The 13,919-nt window shown below is 61.1% G+C and carries 14 protein-coding genes and 2 pseudogenes; 10 read left to right on the top strand and 6 right to left on the bottom strand.

Translation table 11 applies throughout. The features are described 5' to 3' along the window. Positions 1 to 25: 25 nt before the first annotated feature. On the bottom strand, positions 26 to 973 hold the full coding sequence (locus FJW04_RS18230) for a hypothetical protein (protein WP_140715779.1): 948 nt from the start codon (positions 971 to 973) through the stop codon (positions 26 to 28). A gap of 430 nt (positions 974 to 1,403) precedes the next feature. Continuing rightward, on the bottom strand, positions 1,404 to 2,639 hold the full coding sequence (locus tag FJW04_RS18225; protein WP_140715777.1) for an adenylate/guanylate cyclase domain-containing protein: 1,236 nt from the start codon (positions 2,637 to 2,639) through the stop codon (positions 1,404 to 1,406). A gap of 521 nt (positions 2,640 to 3,160) precedes the next feature. On the opposite strand from FJW04_RS18225, the gene FJW04_RS18220 reads away from it, so the two are divergent. The 7 genes and pseudogenes from FJW04_RS18220 (at position 3,161) to FJW04_RS18195 (ending at position 9,107) form a co-directional block, all read left to right on the top strand. Beyond that, complete coding sequence (locus FJW04_RS18220; RefSeq protein WP_140715775.1) at positions 3,161 to 4,996, top strand: hypothetical protein; 1,836 nt, start codon at positions 3,161 to 3,163, stop codon at positions 4,994 to 4,996. 1,028 nt (positions 4,997 to 6,024) lie between these two features. Beyond that, the gene (locus FJW04_RS18215; RefSeq protein WP_140715773.1) at positions 6,025 to 6,351 is read left to right on the top strand and encodes a DUF736 domain-containing protein; all 327 of its coding nucleotides are present in this window, start codon (positions 6,025 to 6,027) and stop codon (positions 6,349 to 6,351) included. A 282-nt stretch (positions 6,352 to 6,633) separates the two neighbouring features. Beyond that, positions 6,634 to 6,915 carry a helix-turn-helix domain-containing protein gene (locus tag FJW04_RS18210; protein ID WP_140715771.1) on the top strand — a complete coding sequence of 94 codons (282 nt, stop codon included), beginning with the start codon at positions 6,634 to 6,636 and terminating at the stop codon, positions 6,913 to 6,915. Positions 6,916 to 6,932: 17 nt separating this feature from the next. Then, positions 6,933 to 7,472 (top strand): annotated as a pseudogene (locus tag FJW04_RS18205) (replication initiator protein A); the annotation flags it as partial. Beyond that, positions 7,470 to 7,754 carry a TrbG/VirB9 family P-type conjugative transfer protein gene (locus FJW04_RS30355; protein WP_348641983.1) on the top strand — a complete coding sequence of 95 codons (285 nt, stop codon included), beginning with the start codon at positions 7,470 to 7,472 and terminating at the stop codon, positions 7,752 to 7,754. The pseudogene FJW04_RS18205 and the gene FJW04_RS30355, both read left to right, overlap by 3 nt. Then, positions 7,751 to 8,884, top strand: coding sequence for a TrbI/VirB10 family protein (locus tag FJW04_RS18200; protein ID WP_140715767.1), 1,134 nt, complete (start codon positions 7,751 to 7,753; stop codon positions 8,882 to 8,884). Before FJW04_RS30355 ends, FJW04_RS18200 begins: the two co-directional genes overlap by 4 nt. A 1-nt stretch (position 8,885) precedes the next feature. Continuing rightward, complete coding sequence (locus FJW04_RS18195; protein ID WP_140715765.1) at positions 8,886 to 9,107, top strand: DUF2274 domain-containing protein; 222 nt, start codon at positions 8,886 to 8,888, stop codon at positions 9,105 to 9,107. Positions 9,108 to 9,538: 431 nt separating this feature from the next. On the opposite strand, the gene FJW04_RS30350 is transcribed toward FJW04_RS18195, so the two are convergent. The 3 genes from FJW04_RS30350 to FJW04_RS18180 all read right to left on the bottom strand — a co-directional run bounded on the left by FJW04_RS30350 (position 9,539) and on the right by FJW04_RS18180 (position 11,476). Further along, a complete protein-coding gene (locus tag FJW04_RS30350) occupies positions 9,539 to 9,742 on the bottom strand; it encodes an Hsp20/alpha crystallin family protein (RefSeq protein WP_246673874.1) in 204 nt (67 codons plus the stop codon). A 140-nt stretch (positions 9,743 to 9,882) separates the two neighbouring features. After that, a complete protein-coding gene (locus tag FJW04_RS29980; protein ID WP_181172978.1) occupies positions 9,883 to 10,053 on the bottom strand; it encodes a hypothetical protein in 171 nt (56 codons plus the stop codon). Between the two features lie 1,108 nt (positions 10,054 to 11,161). Beyond that, positions 11,162 to 11,476, bottom strand: coding sequence for an AraC family transcriptional regulator (locus FJW04_RS18180; protein ID WP_246673873.1), 315 nt, complete (start codon positions 11,474 to 11,476; stop codon positions 11,162 to 11,164). Positions 11,477 to 11,912: 436 nt separating this feature from the next. Between FJW04_RS18180 and arr the strand changes: the two genes are divergently transcribed. Beyond that, complete coding sequence (arr, locus tag FJW04_RS18175; RefSeq protein ID WP_140715759.1) at positions 11,913 to 12,329, top strand: NAD(+)--rifampin ADP-ribosyltransferase; 417 nt, start codon at positions 11,913 to 11,915, stop codon at positions 12,327 to 12,329. Between the two features lie 71 nt (positions 12,330 to 12,400). Here the strand turns inward: arr and FJW04_RS18170 are convergent, their stop codons facing one another. Beyond that, positions 12,401 to 13,066 (bottom strand): metalloregulator ArsR/SmtB family transcription factor, encoded by a 666-nt coding sequence (locus FJW04_RS18170; protein ID WP_140715757.1) that lies wholly within the window; start codon positions 13,064 to 13,066, stop codon positions 12,401 to 12,403. 88 nt (positions 13,067 to 13,154) lie between these two features. Here FJW04_RS18170 and FJW04_RS30345 point away from each other — a divergent pair. Together FJW04_RS30345 and FJW04_RS30340 are read left to right on the top strand one after the other, a co-directional pair. After that, positions 13,155 to 13,424, top strand: a pseudogene (locus tag FJW04_RS30345) (DUF2938 family protein); the annotation flags it as partial. A gap of 65 nt (positions 13,425 to 13,489) precedes the next feature. Continuing rightward, positions 13,490 to 13,582, top strand: coding sequence for a DUF2938 family protein (locus FJW04_RS30340; RefSeq protein WP_246673889.1), 93 nt, complete (start codon positions 13,490 to 13,492; stop codon positions 13,580 to 13,582). Positions 13,583 to 13,919: the final 337 nt, after the last annotated feature.

The following is a 13,919-nucleotide window of genomic DNA, read 5'->3' as shown; positions in this document are numbered from 1 at the left end:
GGCGATGTCGAAGCTGAAGTGGTGATCAGTCCCTCGAAGTTCGCTCCGCAACGTCCATGAGCTGGGACAGCAGATGATCCGCAAGCTGTTCCGGCGAAAACTCCTTGGCAGGAGATGCCTTCGTTACGTAGGCGCTGTAGTCCATACGAACGAGGCCGTAGCGGAACTTCAGGCTTCGTAGCTGTGCGGCCTTGTTGAAGGACGGGTAGAACCCCGGCAGCTCCGGGAAGCCCTTGTAGAACGTGGCGTGGAGATCGATATGCTCGATAGAGTTTATGTAGTGAGGGTACCAACTGCAGATCAAGTTGACCGGATAGCAGCTTACAATGCGGAAGTGCTGGGAGGTCTTGTACTCGACATTCAAGCCTGAGCTCCGAACCACCTCGGTTCCGGCCTTGAGGGCATCGCTGAACTCCTCATAGGCCGCTTTGGCCTTGGCGGTGCCTTCGTGGGAGCGTTCGAATTGCTGTTGAGCGATCTTGAGCTCTGTTGCCCGCTTGAGCCGCGCGGCCCTCTCCATCACCGTCTCCGGCCTTGACGTGCCACCTGCGTCGAGCACCCGCTGCTCGATGACGGCTGCAGCTCCCTCTAGGCCCCATCTTTCGAGACCGACGTAGAGCCGAGTTGGCGGAAGCCAGGCAGGCGTCGACGGCTTCGGCTCGGTTGGGATGAACACGGTAAAGTCGAAGCCATGCTCGAAGGCCCTCGTCCGGATGGCGTTCATTTCGACCCCGGTCCAGCGGGTCTGGCCCCATTCGGTGCGGTACAGGATGACCACGACCACGACCCGGGCCTTCTTGCCGTACACCTCGCTGAAAGTGGTCTGCCCGTCCGTCCCGGCAAGTTCCTTCTGCCGCTCCGAATAGATGAACGTCTTCAACCTGTCCGCCACAAGGTCGTTCAGCTGTGTTGCCCGCGCCTCATCCTGTGCGGTAAATGAGAAGGCCACGTCGTATTCAAATTGATCTTTCATGCGGCCAATATAGGCGAGGCATCGCCCGTACGTCCGTATCCTTGGCGTTTGTTCACGGCTTTCTCCCGGATCCACCAAAGCGGCGTTTGTGCTTCGGCCCGGCTGCTGCTACATTCTCGGAATTATCGGAGGGTGGGGCTTGGAGGAACGTGCACAGCCGCACCCTTACGGCTTCCCGGACGACTGGTTCTACTGGGTCGAGACGGCCAAAGATTCGAGCTACGGAGGCATCCGGTGCTTCCCGCCGCCTGACCCCTCGAGGCTCCCGCCGGAACGCTTGAAGGACCACGCGCTCTTCCAGAGGATGCTCCTCTCGCTCCGAGATTTCGCCCACGCACGCAGCGCCATCACCTTCATCCGCGAGGCCGTCGACTTCGACCAGAAGTATAGCCTGGCGGAGCTGCGGCGCTTCCAGTGCTACGAGACGACGCTAGTGGTGTCCTATTGCCGCCCCTTCTCCGAGTGCGTCGGCGGCTTCCCGCGGCTCTCGCGTTTGCCAATAGACTCGAACGTGCATATGGCCTACCGCCGCATGAGCACGGGCAAAGTTTGGATCAAGCTTCACCGCCGTTTCGAATTCCGCCATGGCTTGCGGAATATCATCGTTGCGCCAGCGATTGACGATCTCCATGCCGCGCAAGTAGTGGTCATAGGCTCCCAAGCTCTCGGTCGGTTTACGCCGCGATGCCTTCACGACGTCGGATTCGACATATCCCGGAACGGCGGCGACAATGCTTCGAGTCACTTCGTCCTGAACCGCGAAGATGTCCTCCAACTCCCGATCATAGCGTTCGGCCCAGACGTGACTACCGGTCGCTGCCTCGATCAACTGGGCCGTGATGCGCACTCGCTTGGCGACTCTGCGAACGCTGCCCTCCACCAAGTAGCGTACGCCAAGCTTTCGCCCTGCTTCTGCGATGTCGACGGCGATTCCCTTGAACGCGAAGGACGAGTTCCGTGCGATCACGAACAGGCCGCGATTGCGCGCCAGTTCAGTGATGATGTCCTCTGTGATGCCGTCGGCGAAGTACTCCTGCTCTTGATCGCCGCTCATGTTGTCGAAGGGCAGCACGGCGATCGACGGCTTCTCATTGGCGACCGACTCAACTCCGACGGGCTGCAGGAACGGCGCGTCGGGAAAGAGATGGACGTTGTAGACGCGCACCGGCCGCTCGATGTTCTTGAGCGTCTGCTCGCCCGTATCTTCAAAGGAGAGTGCGAGCCTGTTGCCGAGACTGTCCCGGACAGAGCCGGATACGGCAACGCCGCCCGGTTTGGCGATGCTCTCGATCCGTGCCGCGATGTTGACGCCATCACCGAAGATGTCGTCGTCGTCGTCAATGATATCTCCGACATTGATCCCGATGCGGAACTCGATGCGGCTGTCCGCCGGCACGTCGGCATTGCGCTCGCGCATCTTGTGCTGGATGTCGGTGGCGCAAGCCACGGCATTTACCGCGCTGGGGAACTCTACCAGCAACCCATCGCCCGTTAGCTTTACGATCCTGCCCTGATGCTCGGCGATCTTAGTGTCTACCAGTTCGTGGCGATGCGCCTTGAACGCTGACAGGGTTCCGCTCTCGTCGCGACCCATCAGCCTGGAGTAGCCGACCACATCGGCCGCGAGGATGGCGGCAAGGCGACGCTGATTGCGTTCTTCGGCCATTGGCAATGCGGCAACCTGGAGCGAAGGAAATCACAAGGATTGTATGGGCGCTCAGGGGCGGAGTCTGTCACGCCTCTTGGCTGCTATTTGGGTTAGTTTCCCACCTTGGTCGCACCGCGCCGAACGTCCGCTATCGTAGAGAAGCGGGTGGTGCCGAGATGAGTAGGATGCCCGGATTGTCTTAACGTGTTGTTAACCAATCCTATAAAGGTCTTGGGTCGGAATAAATACACCAGCTTGCTAATGTGTAATTGTCTACCGCAATAATCCGACCTGAGATTTTCATTTGTGACGCCCAGTAATTTGAGGGGTACTCAGATGACCAATGCAGTCCCTGCCGACCTGCAATCAAAAGGCAACGCTTTTTTCCGCTGCCGCACCCAAGTCACCGGCGAGATCGGGTGGGACGCCAACAGAACCGTCGCGTTCCACGCCTACTCTACACCACAGGAGGGGACGGTTCCTTTTTGTCGCCACAGAGCGAACACGACTTACCCCTTCCATGCAGCTGGAATATCGTTATGACCTCAACCATCGAGCTTCAGGTCAGCGCCCAAAAGTTCACCGACCAAGTGCTCCAGACACTGCTCGCGACACCGCGCCCGCTCCCGGACCCCTACCTCGGGATGCAGCTACAGCGGGTGCGCTACCGCAGTGTAAGCCTCCGCCGCGATGCGGTCGCGTCCTACCGCCTATTGCATGTCAACGCCAGCCACGACCAAGGTCCCGGGTACTACGACATCAGCGCTCGGCAGACGCAACTGGCTGTCGACGTTACCGCCGAGATTACGGCAGAGGCCAACATCGCAGCACAGCCGAACCGTCTCGCGACTCCCGACGTGACCGTTGATGGTACGCTCGTCTTCGACCTTGAGGTCAAGCAGTCATCGATCGGGGTGCTGGCGCTCGATACGACGTTTCGCGACCTTGAAGTCGGCATCTCGTTCCCGTCGATCGCGGGCGTCGTCGACCCGAAGCAGTGGGCGATGGACCAGCTGAAATCGCTTCTCAACCTGAAGCCGATCAAGTTAGATCTCTCCGACACGCTCGCCAAGGGCCTGCAGTTCTGGAACCAGGGGATCGCCCTTGACGCGACGGGCAACGCGCTGATCATCCGCGCCGAGGTGGCCGACGACGGCAATCCCTCTCGCTGGACCGATTTCTACAACGGCGCGATCAAGGAGAGACTCGGCCGGGCCGACTGGGCCGTTGTCGCACTCCCGCGGGACCTAAGCCTCACGATCCAGACGCAGATCTGGGGGCGACTCACGCAGGCGCTCGGCCAGTACCGGGTGCGCACCGTCGATGTGCAGTATTCCGGCCACGGCGACCGCGCCTCCTTCACGATCACGCCGTATCTTGAGGTGTGGGAGGACGGCGTGGAGGTGATCGTCAACGTAGTCTCCGCCTCGTTCGGTATCTCGGTCGGATTCGAGACCGGCAAGGTAGTAGTCGAGATCGACGCCTCCGCAGCCGACGACCTTGCCGGCGGGATTCGCGCCGTGATCGCCGGCCTCGTCGCAGCGTTCGTCCCGCTCGTCGGCTGGCTCGCGGCTATTGTGCTCAACGAGGTGCTAGGCGTCCTGCTCGACGAGGCGTCCCAAGCCATCGCCCAAGCCGCCTCCGGGATCGACGGTCTTCCGGAGGGCACGAAGGTCGAAGAGATCGGCCCCTTCAAATACCGCGCCCGCATTCCGTTCACGGCACCGAGTTCCCTCCCTGGCGCGATCACGACGTTCTCGGCCGATGCCGAAGCGGTAACCGTCGGCGGCACATGGAGCGTGACGAACCTAAGCCCCGGCGAGTTGAAGGTCACAGCTTCGCGGTTCGCCCGAAATGCTCCGTTCGTGTCGTGCGGGGTGCTGGGCTACTCCACACTCGAGGCATTCGACGCCGACCCAGCCGGCTCGATCAGCATGCACGCCGAGGCTGAACTCACGTCGACCGGCACGGCGCCCGTATCGGTCGACAACGTCATTTCTGTGCGCATGCCTCCCACGGACGGCAGCACCGGACTCACCTTCGTGCCTGGCGAGAAAGCGCTGCCATCGAAGCTCGAGCTCGACGGGCCAGGCTCGCTACAGCTCGCCGAGCCGATCCTGGTCGAGGTCCGCACCAGCATCGGCGTGGTGCGGCTGAACTTCGACCAGCTCGCTGGCACAGTGATCACTGTGCCGGAACTGAAGCGGTTGCGATCGCAGATCAAGGCGAACCTGGCCTACTGCGACGCCGAGGAGCTACCCATCTGGTGGCTCAAGAAGCACGATCTAATCCCGGGCGGCGCAGACCTCACATCCGAGGAGATTAAGGCGAAGCTGCTGGAGGAGACCGTCACCACCATCCCCGCCTTCTACTAACTCCTTCCTGGTCGCAGGCGCTCGTTCCGTCTCGCACTATGCCATCTGAGTGAATACCCACGACGATGGGTGGCCAGACCTCGTTGAACCAATCTCCCGGTCGGCAAAGGCGAGATCCTTCGCCATCACGGTCGCGACGGCCATTGTGAGTGATCACGCCCGCCAGTTTGTCCGCATGTCGCAGAGGACGACAAGGTTAATGCTGGGACGGCGTCGGTCGGGAGAGTCGGCGAAGAGAAATGAAATGGATGATGCCGCAGTTCGCGGCCGCACTGCCTGGGATGCGGGAAATACAGTCGGAACGAACGACCCCTGCTGCCACTCCACCGGGCCGAGTCAAAGCGACCCTATGTCCCGCAAAGCGAGCGCCCGCAGAACGGCAGGCTATCGAAAATCCCAGCTGAAACCCGCCAGGCCGGTAACGGCCCCTAATGAGACATTCAGACAATGCCGCGCGACGAAAAAAGGTAGCATCAAAACGCGTCTTTCGCCGCCGATTCCCAAAGCGTCCAGCAAACGTCATCATAGATCTGCGGGAAGCGCGATCCAAATGGCCTTGCGCCCGTAGCACGACACGTCGACGCTGCAGTGCGGGCGAAGGCATCTCGATCCGAGCAGTCAGCCGCTCAAAGGTAGCGTGCGCTTGGCACTGGAGGGAAAGAGGCTTCGATGCAGTACTTGCCGAATCCGTGTCAGGAAATCCGCTGGCGAAGCAATCCGCTTAATCTTTGTTGATCCCTCATGCCGCCATTGCCTCCGTCGGCCATTTCGCGGAGCGCACCAATGACCTCTCGAACGGGCTGATCTGGCCGAAGGACGGCTGAAGCCTCGATCGCCTATGCCGCAATGGCGCGGCGCGCGTTTCTTCCCCTGGGCAAAGCCCATTCCTCGCGAACCAAGAAACGCGCGCCTGTGCCATCCTCCGCTGTGCTGCGGTCGCAAGCGATGCGGCGGCGGTCGCCTCCGGCCTCACGATCGCCATCGAGGCCGCATGGTGCGGGCTCGGAAACGAAGAACGGAGACTGAAAATGGCTACCATCGGCATCTTCAAGAAGACCAGTGCGAACGAGTTCGCCGGCGAGATCGTCACCCTCAGCGTCCAGGCCAAGGGCGTGCGCATCGTCCCCGACACCCGCGCCAGCGGCGAGAACGCACCAAGCCACCGCGTCGTGGTCGGCAAGGCCGAGATCGGCGCCGCCTGGTCCAAGCGCTCCAACGAGGGCCGCGACTATCTCGGCCTCAAGCTGGACGATCCGAGCTTCACCGCTCCCATCTACGCCAACCTCTTCGCCGACGAGGAAGGCGAGGGCCACAGCCTGATCTGGTCCCGCCCCAACCGCCGCAACGGCGAGTGAACTGGCAGACGCCTCGCCCGGTACCGGGCGGGGCGCCTTTTGATGAGGCGAAAGCTTTCCGCGGACCGCCACAGGGCTTCCTGTCATCAGTTACGTTGCTGATGCCGCCTGCGTGAAGATGGTCGAGCGCGGCGATATTGCAGCGAGCGTCGGCGCCATCCCGAAGGCCTCCTAGCGGTGCGAAATAGCGCCGCTCAATTGCGCACCTGATCACGGTGCCCTGGCTCCTCCATCCTGGCCATCGATCGCCGTTCAACCTCGACGGCCGGAAGGAGATACCTCATGAACACCGACGCCGCGCCATTGCCGCCGCGCTACCTGCGCACTTCGGAAGCCGCGCATTTCCTCAGTCTCTCGGCGCGCACACTTGAGAAACATCGCACCTACGGCACAGGGCCCGCCTATCGCAAACTCGGCGGCCGCGTCGTCTACGCCGTCGACGACCTCCAGGCCTGGGTTCAGCGCGGCGCGATGACATCGACATCCGATCCGTATGGCTCGCTGCTGCCCGCCAAGCCTCAGGCCGCCCGCCTGATCCCCTATGCCGGACGCGAAAGGCGCTGAGCCCGCCGATCTCCCCAATGTCGGCACGACCACGCCCACCATTGGAGCGCGAACAGCTCGATCTGTTTCAGGCGCTGCCCGGTGTCGTGGCGCCACGCGATGCGCAGGACCTCATGGCCTATCCCTTCTTCTCCCTCGCCAAATCCAGGCGCCTCGCTCCGATCGACTTTCACGCCGGCGATGTGGCGATCCGCGTCGAAGCGATGCCCGATCACGGCATGGCGACGATCTGGGATGCCGATATCCTGATCTGGGCGGCGAGCCAGATCGTCAACGCTCGGGACGCCGGATTGCGCACATCCCGCCTGATGGCCGCGACGCCATATGAGATGCTTACCTTCATCGGCCGCGGCGTCTCCAAGCGAGACTACCTGCGCCTCAAGGCGGCGCTCGATCGCCTGCAGTCGACAAGCGTCGTCACCTCCATTCGCCAGCCGGCCGAGGGCCGCCGTCACCGCTTCTCGTGGATCAATGAATGGCAGGAGCGCTGCGGTCGAAACGGTCGCCCGCTTGGCGTCGAAATGATCCTGCCCGATTGGTTCTATCGCGCCGTCATGGTCGAGTTTCCGCGCGGTATCGTCCAAGGCGAGATGCCGCCGATTTTCGTCATCGGTCCGGACGGCGAGGCTGAAATCACCAACAGCCGCGTCTATCAAAGCATCCTCATCATCGACCGCCTTTTTGGTGCGGCCGAACTGCGTCTTGGCGCAGGCAAGCGGCAGCAGACGGTCAGGATAGTGCGCGTCGACAGAAGAAGCGATGGGTTGTGGCGGAGCCCCAGCGACAGCGCCGCGTCGGAGCTGCCGAACGCAATGCACAGGGGAGCGCTGCAGCCATGAACGAGAAGAATATGGCCGAACCCATGCGGCTTCGCGCCGACCCGCCGCGTGTGACGCGTCTGTCGCGCAAAATGCTCGCAGGCATCGGCTTCGTCGCCTCGCTCGGTGTCGGCGGCGCGCTGATTTACGCTCTGCAGGAGGCCAGCACATTCAAGCAGGGCGAGGAGCTCTACCCTACCTCCAATCGGCCGCCCGCCGACGGGTTGGCAACACTTCCGCGCGACTATGCCGGCCCGATCCTTGGGCCGCCGCTGCCTGGCGATCTCGGCAGGCCGATTCTCGATGCGCAGAACAAAGGGCAAGCCGTGGTGCCCCCATCAATCGCAAGTCCCGCGATCGACGAAGCCGAGCAGCGCCGGCAAGCCGAAGAGGAAGCGGCCAGAACCTCGCGCGTGTTCTTCCAGACAGCGCAAGGAGATTCCAGGACCGCCGAAGCGTCCGCTCCTGCTGTCAGCGATCTTGCCAGTCAGTACGCTCAGCCAAATGCGCAGGATCGCCAGCTTTCCTTCCTGTCCGCCGCCGCTGACCGGCGTACCGTGGCCCCGGATCACATCACCCCTCCCGCGTCACCCTATGTGCTTCAAGCCGGTGCCGTGATCCCGGCCGCGCTCGTCACAGGTATCCGGTCGGACCTTCCCGGGCAGATCAGCGCCCAGGTGACCGAAAATGTTTATGACAGCCCCACCGGTCGCTCGCTGCTCATCCCGCAAGGCACTCGAATTGTTGGGCAGTACAATAGCGCAATTGGTTCCGGGCAGCGCCGCGTGCTGCTTGTCTGGAACAGGCTGATCTTTCCCGACGGACGCTCCATGGTGCTGGAGCGGCAGCCTGGTGCAGACACTCAGGGCTATGCCGGCCTGGAGGATGCCGTCGATTATCACTGGGGCGAGTTGTTCAAGGCCGCGGCGTTGTCGACCATTCTGAGCGTTGGCGCGCAGGCCGGTTCTTCTGATCAAGACAGCGATATCGTGCGGGCTCTGCGCAGCGGCGCTTCCGGTAGCGTCAGCCAGGTAGGCCAACAGGTCGTTCAGCGGCAACTCGCTATCGCCCCGACGCTCACGATTCGGCCTGGGTTTCCCGTTCGCGTCCTCGTCAGCCGCGACCTTGCCCTTGAACCATACGGAGGTTGACATGGCCAAGTTGAAACTTGCAACGATCGCCGACGACAAGCCGGTGAAGATTACGGTGGAACTGCCGGCGCCTCTGCATCGCGACTTGGTGAAATACGCAGAGATCCTTGGCCGCGAGACCGGGCAGCCATCTGCGGGTCCATCACGCTTGATTGCGCCAATGCTTGAACGGTTCATCGCAACGGACCGCGGCTTTGCGAGAGCAAAGAAGGAAGAGGCTTAGACCGAGCTTTCCTACGGCCGACGGCCGGCCAGCGTATTGAGCCGGGTGGCCGATAGGATGCGCTCCTGTCGATGGCTTACGGCCACTTAGGCCTGAACGGTCAAGTCGTTCGCTATCATGGGCCGGTCATGGCCTTGCCCAGCTTTGATTAAGGTCAAAACGACAGCTCGATCCGGCGTTACCTGCTGGCAATGGCGATGAAACGATCGGACGGCGCCGCAGCGCTCGGCCGATCCGGTTTCGGAAAAACAAATGATCCTGCATAACGGCACACTCGTCGGAGATGACCCATGGCGAGAGCCTGCCGCTGTTTGACAACAAGGGACACCAATCCTACCTCAACCCGATCGAATTCGAGGAGTCCGTGCTCGAGATTGACCCACGCCGGCGGCAGACATCGCAACTTAACCGCCAATCCGGATGAGTCCCGGCTAGCAGCCCGTCGGGCAACTGGAACGATCGCTAGAAGGAGCAGTAGCGCCGCTCCGAGAGATAGTAGTCCTCCTGTTTTCCTCGGTCTTCTCGCCCTTTATGGTCAGGATCTTGTTGGCGAGCTTGATGCCGACATTCTTTCCGTTGATGCCCGGGAGCTCGACGATGATCTCAAACCCATTGGCCTTCTCGACCAGGTCCATCGCCCGCGCTACCGGCCAGGCAGAGCCGCGGAACGCGGGCTGGTCGCGGCCGAAAACGAGGGGGAAGAGGGCAGCCGGAAGTCGAAGGGATGAAAGTCATCGAAAAGCCGATCAACTTCGCGGCGCAACCTCGAACGCCGTCACTGCGCCGCAGAGGTCGCCGCTTCCAGCCCAAAGAGTTCGATCGCCGCTCTGACGGCCTGCGCCGTGTCGGTCAATTCCGCCAGGTTCAATGTGTCTTCAGGGGCAGTCATCCGAAACCATGTCTCTCGACAATTTGCCATGCGCTCAACAGTGCGCCAGCCCTTCATCGACCGTGCCACGCGCATGGTGATGCTTGTCAGACTTCCGCGATCACCATAAACGACTGTACGTGCTCTGATATTGAACCCAGCAGGATGGCCCTATGTCGTCTTAGTCGCTTCCGTGTAAGACCACGCGGCGGAGGCTGCATCTAAACTACAAAGGTGTGAGTCAGGTTCTTTGTACGTCACTGGGAGGTTCCGCAATATTAGCCAGAACGATGTGTGCGGCCGCTTATTTAGCTCGGCAGGATTTTTGGGCGGAACCTAGTCGGCCACTTCCAGTTAACGATGCGTGGTCGATTCCCTCCGGGATCCAGCCACTCAATAAGGAGGCCCGTCGCGGGAGGCCACGCGGCGGGCTTTTTCGTTGAGCTGTTTCACTGCGGCACAGCGACGGCGGCTCCCCGGGATCGGCCAAGGTGTTGCTAATATACAGCACCCCGGCTGCTTCTCAAGCGGCCTCGCGCGGAACGGCTTCCTTCGGCCACCCGTTAGCGTCAACATGACAGCGAACAATGCGAGACGGCGAGATGGACAAGCGGCAAGATACGAGAACCATCGAGGTGTGCTATCTTCTAGCCGTGCCAGTGTCACTGCTCCTCACCGTGGTATTCGCGGGAATGGTCCTTGGCTGAACGGATACGCTCCCAAGCGGTCTACGTCGGCTTGCCGACGAGCGGCCTCTTCGGCGGCACATCAGGTAACCGAATCAAGGGGTTAACGACTTGTTAGCTTCACGAAGGTTGCATGAGGCGCGCCAAATGTTCAGGGATAAAGAAGCTCGAGTTCAGTTTTCGAAGCGCCCCTGCTAGCGGCGGTGCCAATCTCCGTCATGTTCGCGGTGGCCGTGTTCAGCCTTACGTTCGGTTGGTTCGGATGAGCACGCGAGGCACTGGCTTCCTCGACCAGTGGATCCGGTCCAACGTTCCGGGGACAGTCGGTGCGGATGTCGTCTCAGTCGCGGAGCTGCCGCGCCGAGCGCGCCACGTCAGTGCTTGATATTGGGTGTGATTTGAATTACGGAGCTCCGTCGCCGAGAGCCCGGCCCGGTGCTCCTTCAAAATACCGATGGATCTGTTCATCGGAAAATCTCGACAGCGGTGTGAGCGACCCCTCATCCAGTCTTAGCGTTAAGCTTCCCCATCCGCGCCTGCAATGGGGTCACCTGCCGGTATTTGTTCATCACGGTGGTAAAATGGCTCTGGTTTGAAAATCCACTGGAATGAGCGATGTCGGCGATCGCCATGCGGCTGTCGGCAAGCAGCCTTTCAGGGAGGTCCAGCCGCAGGTCGAGAACATATTGATGCGGCGGCACGCCGAAGGTCCTGGCAAACGCCCGTACGAAATGAGAGGGCGAAAGCCCGCACTCCGCGGCCATCTCGGCAAGCGCCAGCTTGCGGGTGAAGTTCTCGTGCAGGAAGTCTTGCACCTTGCGTGCGGCGGGGGGAGAAAGCCCGCCTTTTGCAGTGAGCGCCGGCTGCCGCGCCGAATTGATTCGAGAAACTTCTCGGCACTGTCTCGCTGCGGCACATTCGCCGAACCTCCTTTCCTGCGCCGGATCATGTTCATTGATGGGATATCGTTCGCATTGAATCGATCTAGCCGAACCGATCTAGCGTCACGGCGGAAATTGAATTCTGCGGGGCCGCCTGCGTCACTAGCGTGAGCAGACTTCCGCCCTTAACTAAGCGTCGCTTTTTGCGGGCCATTGACTGACCGGCGCGATCTTATGAGGCTAGTGTCGGATTGCACTTGCGTTGCTGCCGGCCGTCCGCCCAATTGCCCCGCAGCAGGTCTTCTTTGGTGACCGACGGTTAGCCAAGCGGTTCACCACATGAATGACGATGCATAGGAGTTGAAGAGGTATGTACGCCAAAGACGTTCCGGCCGGGACCACCTTCTACCACGGAACCAAAGCTGACCTCGAAGTCGGCGACCTGATCGAGCCCGGCTTCCGAAGCAATTTCGTCGAACGCGGCTTGCAGCACGTCTATTTCACCGCCACACTCGAAGCAGCGACTTGGGGGGCAGAGCTCGCCAAGGGTGAGGGTCGAAGCCGCATCTTCATTGTCGAACCCACCGGGCCGTTCGACGACGATCCGAACCTCACCGACAAGAGGTTCCCTGGCAACATGACCGCGTCCTACCGTTCGGTCGATCCGCTGCGGATCACCGGCGAGGTCGAGGATTGGGTTGGCCATTCGCCGGAGCGACTCCAAGAAATGAAGGATAGTCTCGCCCGCATGAATCAGGGAGGAGGCGCCACGATCATTGAGGAGTGAGATCAGCCGGCGCTGGGAGCGCGCTAGCAGGCACAGAGCATTAAAACGGCAGACCGCGGAATAGCCTGTTTTCAGGCTGCAACTTCGATCGGAAGGCCGGCAGCCTTCCAGTCCGGAAATCCAGCCGCGAGGCGGCGGACTCGAAAGCCCCTGTCGATCAGAATGTCGGCTGCAGTAGCAGAAAGAACGCAATAGGGACCGCGGCAATAGGCGACGATATCCTGATCCGCAGGCAGTTCGGCCAGTCGAAGTTCAAGATCCTCGATCGGAATGTTGAGCGCACCAGGTAGATGGCCTTGCTGATATTCTTCGGGCGGACGGACATCGAGCAGTGTGATGGTACGATCGCCGAGGCGCTGTAGCAGTTCGTCGCGAGAGATCGAGTCCAGCTTTCCGCTCGCGTTCATCGGATCGGCCATTAACTCGCGGATCTCAGCACGTGTGTGCTCAGCGTAGGCGCGAAGCGACGCCAACACGGCTTCAATCGGACCCACGCCAAGGCGGTAAAATACGCGCTTGCCATCGCGGCGCGTCTCCACGAATCCGGCTCGGCGCAGGTGCTGAAGATGCTGAGAGGCGTTCGCGACCGTCAGCCCACCTAGTTCAGCTAGCCGCTCGACGGACCGCTCGCCCTGCGCGATATGCTCCAGCAGCACAAGGCGATGCGGATGGCCGAGCGTCCGAGCCGTCTCGGCAAGGTCGGTATAGAGCGAGGTGGCGGCGTCTGCTTTCATCATTGACAAAGGTGTATCATCGCACAATCATTCAAGCGAGTCATTGAATGATCGTCGTTCCTTGCGAGATATATGAACATGGAGATGGCGCATGAACCAGGACATCGTCACAAGTGCTTACGGCGCCGTGCTGGTCGGGGCGGGGGCCACGCTTGTCATGGATGTCTGGGCGCAGCTGCAAAAGCGGGCCTTCGGGGTTTCCTCACTTGATTACCGCTTCGTCGGCCGATGGATCGGCTACTCTCCCAAAGGAAAATTCGCGCATGACGCGATTGGCAAAGCTGCCCCTTTGCCTGGAGAGGCGCTTCTGGGTTGGGAAGCCCATTATCTCATTGGCATCCTGTTCGCCATCATTCTCGTCGCCGTTTGGGGGGCCGAGTGTTTGGGGGCCGAGTGGTTGCGTCATCGACGCTTGCGCCCGCTCTCATGGTCGGGATCGGCAGCATTGGCGCACCATTTTTTGTCATGCAGCCCGGACTTGGCATCGGCGTCGCAGCTTCTCGTACCCCGAAGCCCTGATTGCCCGCTTTCGCAGCCTGATCGCGCATACTTCCTTTGGAATCGGGCTCTACGTCTCAGGCCTGTCCTTCGGGCAGGTCACTAGACTGATCTTCTGCTAGAATGCTCTCTCGTGGGAAGGGCTTCTACATCGCGCTGGCAGGTCGAGTGATAAAATCGTGTGAACCGGCTGCTCCCACCTAGCAATGGTCAAGGATGTAGCGATGCCCGATCTCGCATTTGAACTTCGCTAAGTTCGACGTGCATTGCTACCGACGCGCTCGGGCTGTCGTAAACGCCCGCCAGCCCCGAATTCGCAGCGTGAGGTCCTAAGCGTCAGGGTTAATTGGGGCAATGC

This window comes from Mesorhizobium sp. B2-7-3 (genome assembly GCF_006440715.1).
Taxonomy (GTDB): domain Bacteria; phylum Pseudomonadota; class Alphaproteobacteria; order Rhizobiales; family Rhizobiaceae; genus Mesorhizobium; species Mesorhizobium australicum.
This window is presented reverse-complemented; position numbering and strand designations above follow the sequence as displayed.

Excerpts from the sequence above, each read along its gene's own strand:
- FJW04_RS18230 (WP_140715779.1), bottom strand. The coding sequence starts at position 973 with ATGAAAGATCAATTTGAATACGACGTGGCCTTCTCATTTACCGCACAG.
- FJW04_RS18225 (WP_140715777.1), bottom strand. The coding sequence starts at position 2,639 with ATGGCCGAAGAACGCAATCAGCGTCGCCTTGCCGCCATCCTCGCGGCC.
- FJW04_RS18220 (WP_140715775.1), top strand. The coding sequence starts at position 3,161 with ATGACCTCAACCATCGAGCTTCAGGTCAGCGCCCAAAAGTTCACCGAC.
- FJW04_RS18215 (WP_140715773.1), top strand. The coding sequence starts at position 6,025 with ATGGCTACCATCGGCATCTTCAAGAAGACCAGTGCGAACGAGTTCGCC.
- FJW04_RS18210 (WP_140715771.1), top strand. The coding sequence starts at position 6,634 with ATGAACACCGACGCCGCGCCATTGCCGCCGCGCTACCTGCGCACTTCG.
- FJW04_RS30355 (WP_348641983.1), top strand. The coding sequence starts at position 7,470 with ATGGTCGAGTTTCCGCGCGGTATCGTCCAAGGCGAGATGCCGCCGATT.
- FJW04_RS18200 (WP_140715767.1), top strand. The coding sequence starts at position 7,751 with ATGAACGAGAAGAATATGGCCGAACCCATGCGGCTTCGCGCCGACCCG.
- FJW04_RS18195 (WP_140715765.1), top strand. The coding sequence starts at position 8,886 with ATGGCCAAGTTGAAACTTGCAACGATCGCCGACGACAAGCCGGTGAAG.
- FJW04_RS30350 (WP_246673874.1), bottom strand. The coding sequence starts at position 9,742 with ATGGACCTGGTCGAGAAGGCCAATGGGTTTGAGATCATCGTCGAGCTC.
- FJW04_RS29980 (WP_181172978.1), bottom strand. The coding sequence starts at position 10,053 with ATGAAGGGCTGGCGCACTGTTGAGCGCATGGCAAATTGTCGAGAGACA.
- arr (WP_140715759.1), top strand. The coding sequence starts at position 11,913 with ATGTACGCCAAAGACGTTCCGGCCGGGACCACCTTCTACCACGGAACC.
- FJW04_RS18170 (WP_140715757.1), bottom strand. The coding sequence starts at position 13,066 with ATGATGAAAGCAGACGCCGCCACCTCGCTCTATACCGACCTTGCCGAG.
- FJW04_RS30340 (WP_246673889.1), top strand. The coding sequence starts at position 13,490 with ATGGTCGGGATCGGCAGCATTGGCGCACCATTTTTTGTCATGCAGCCC.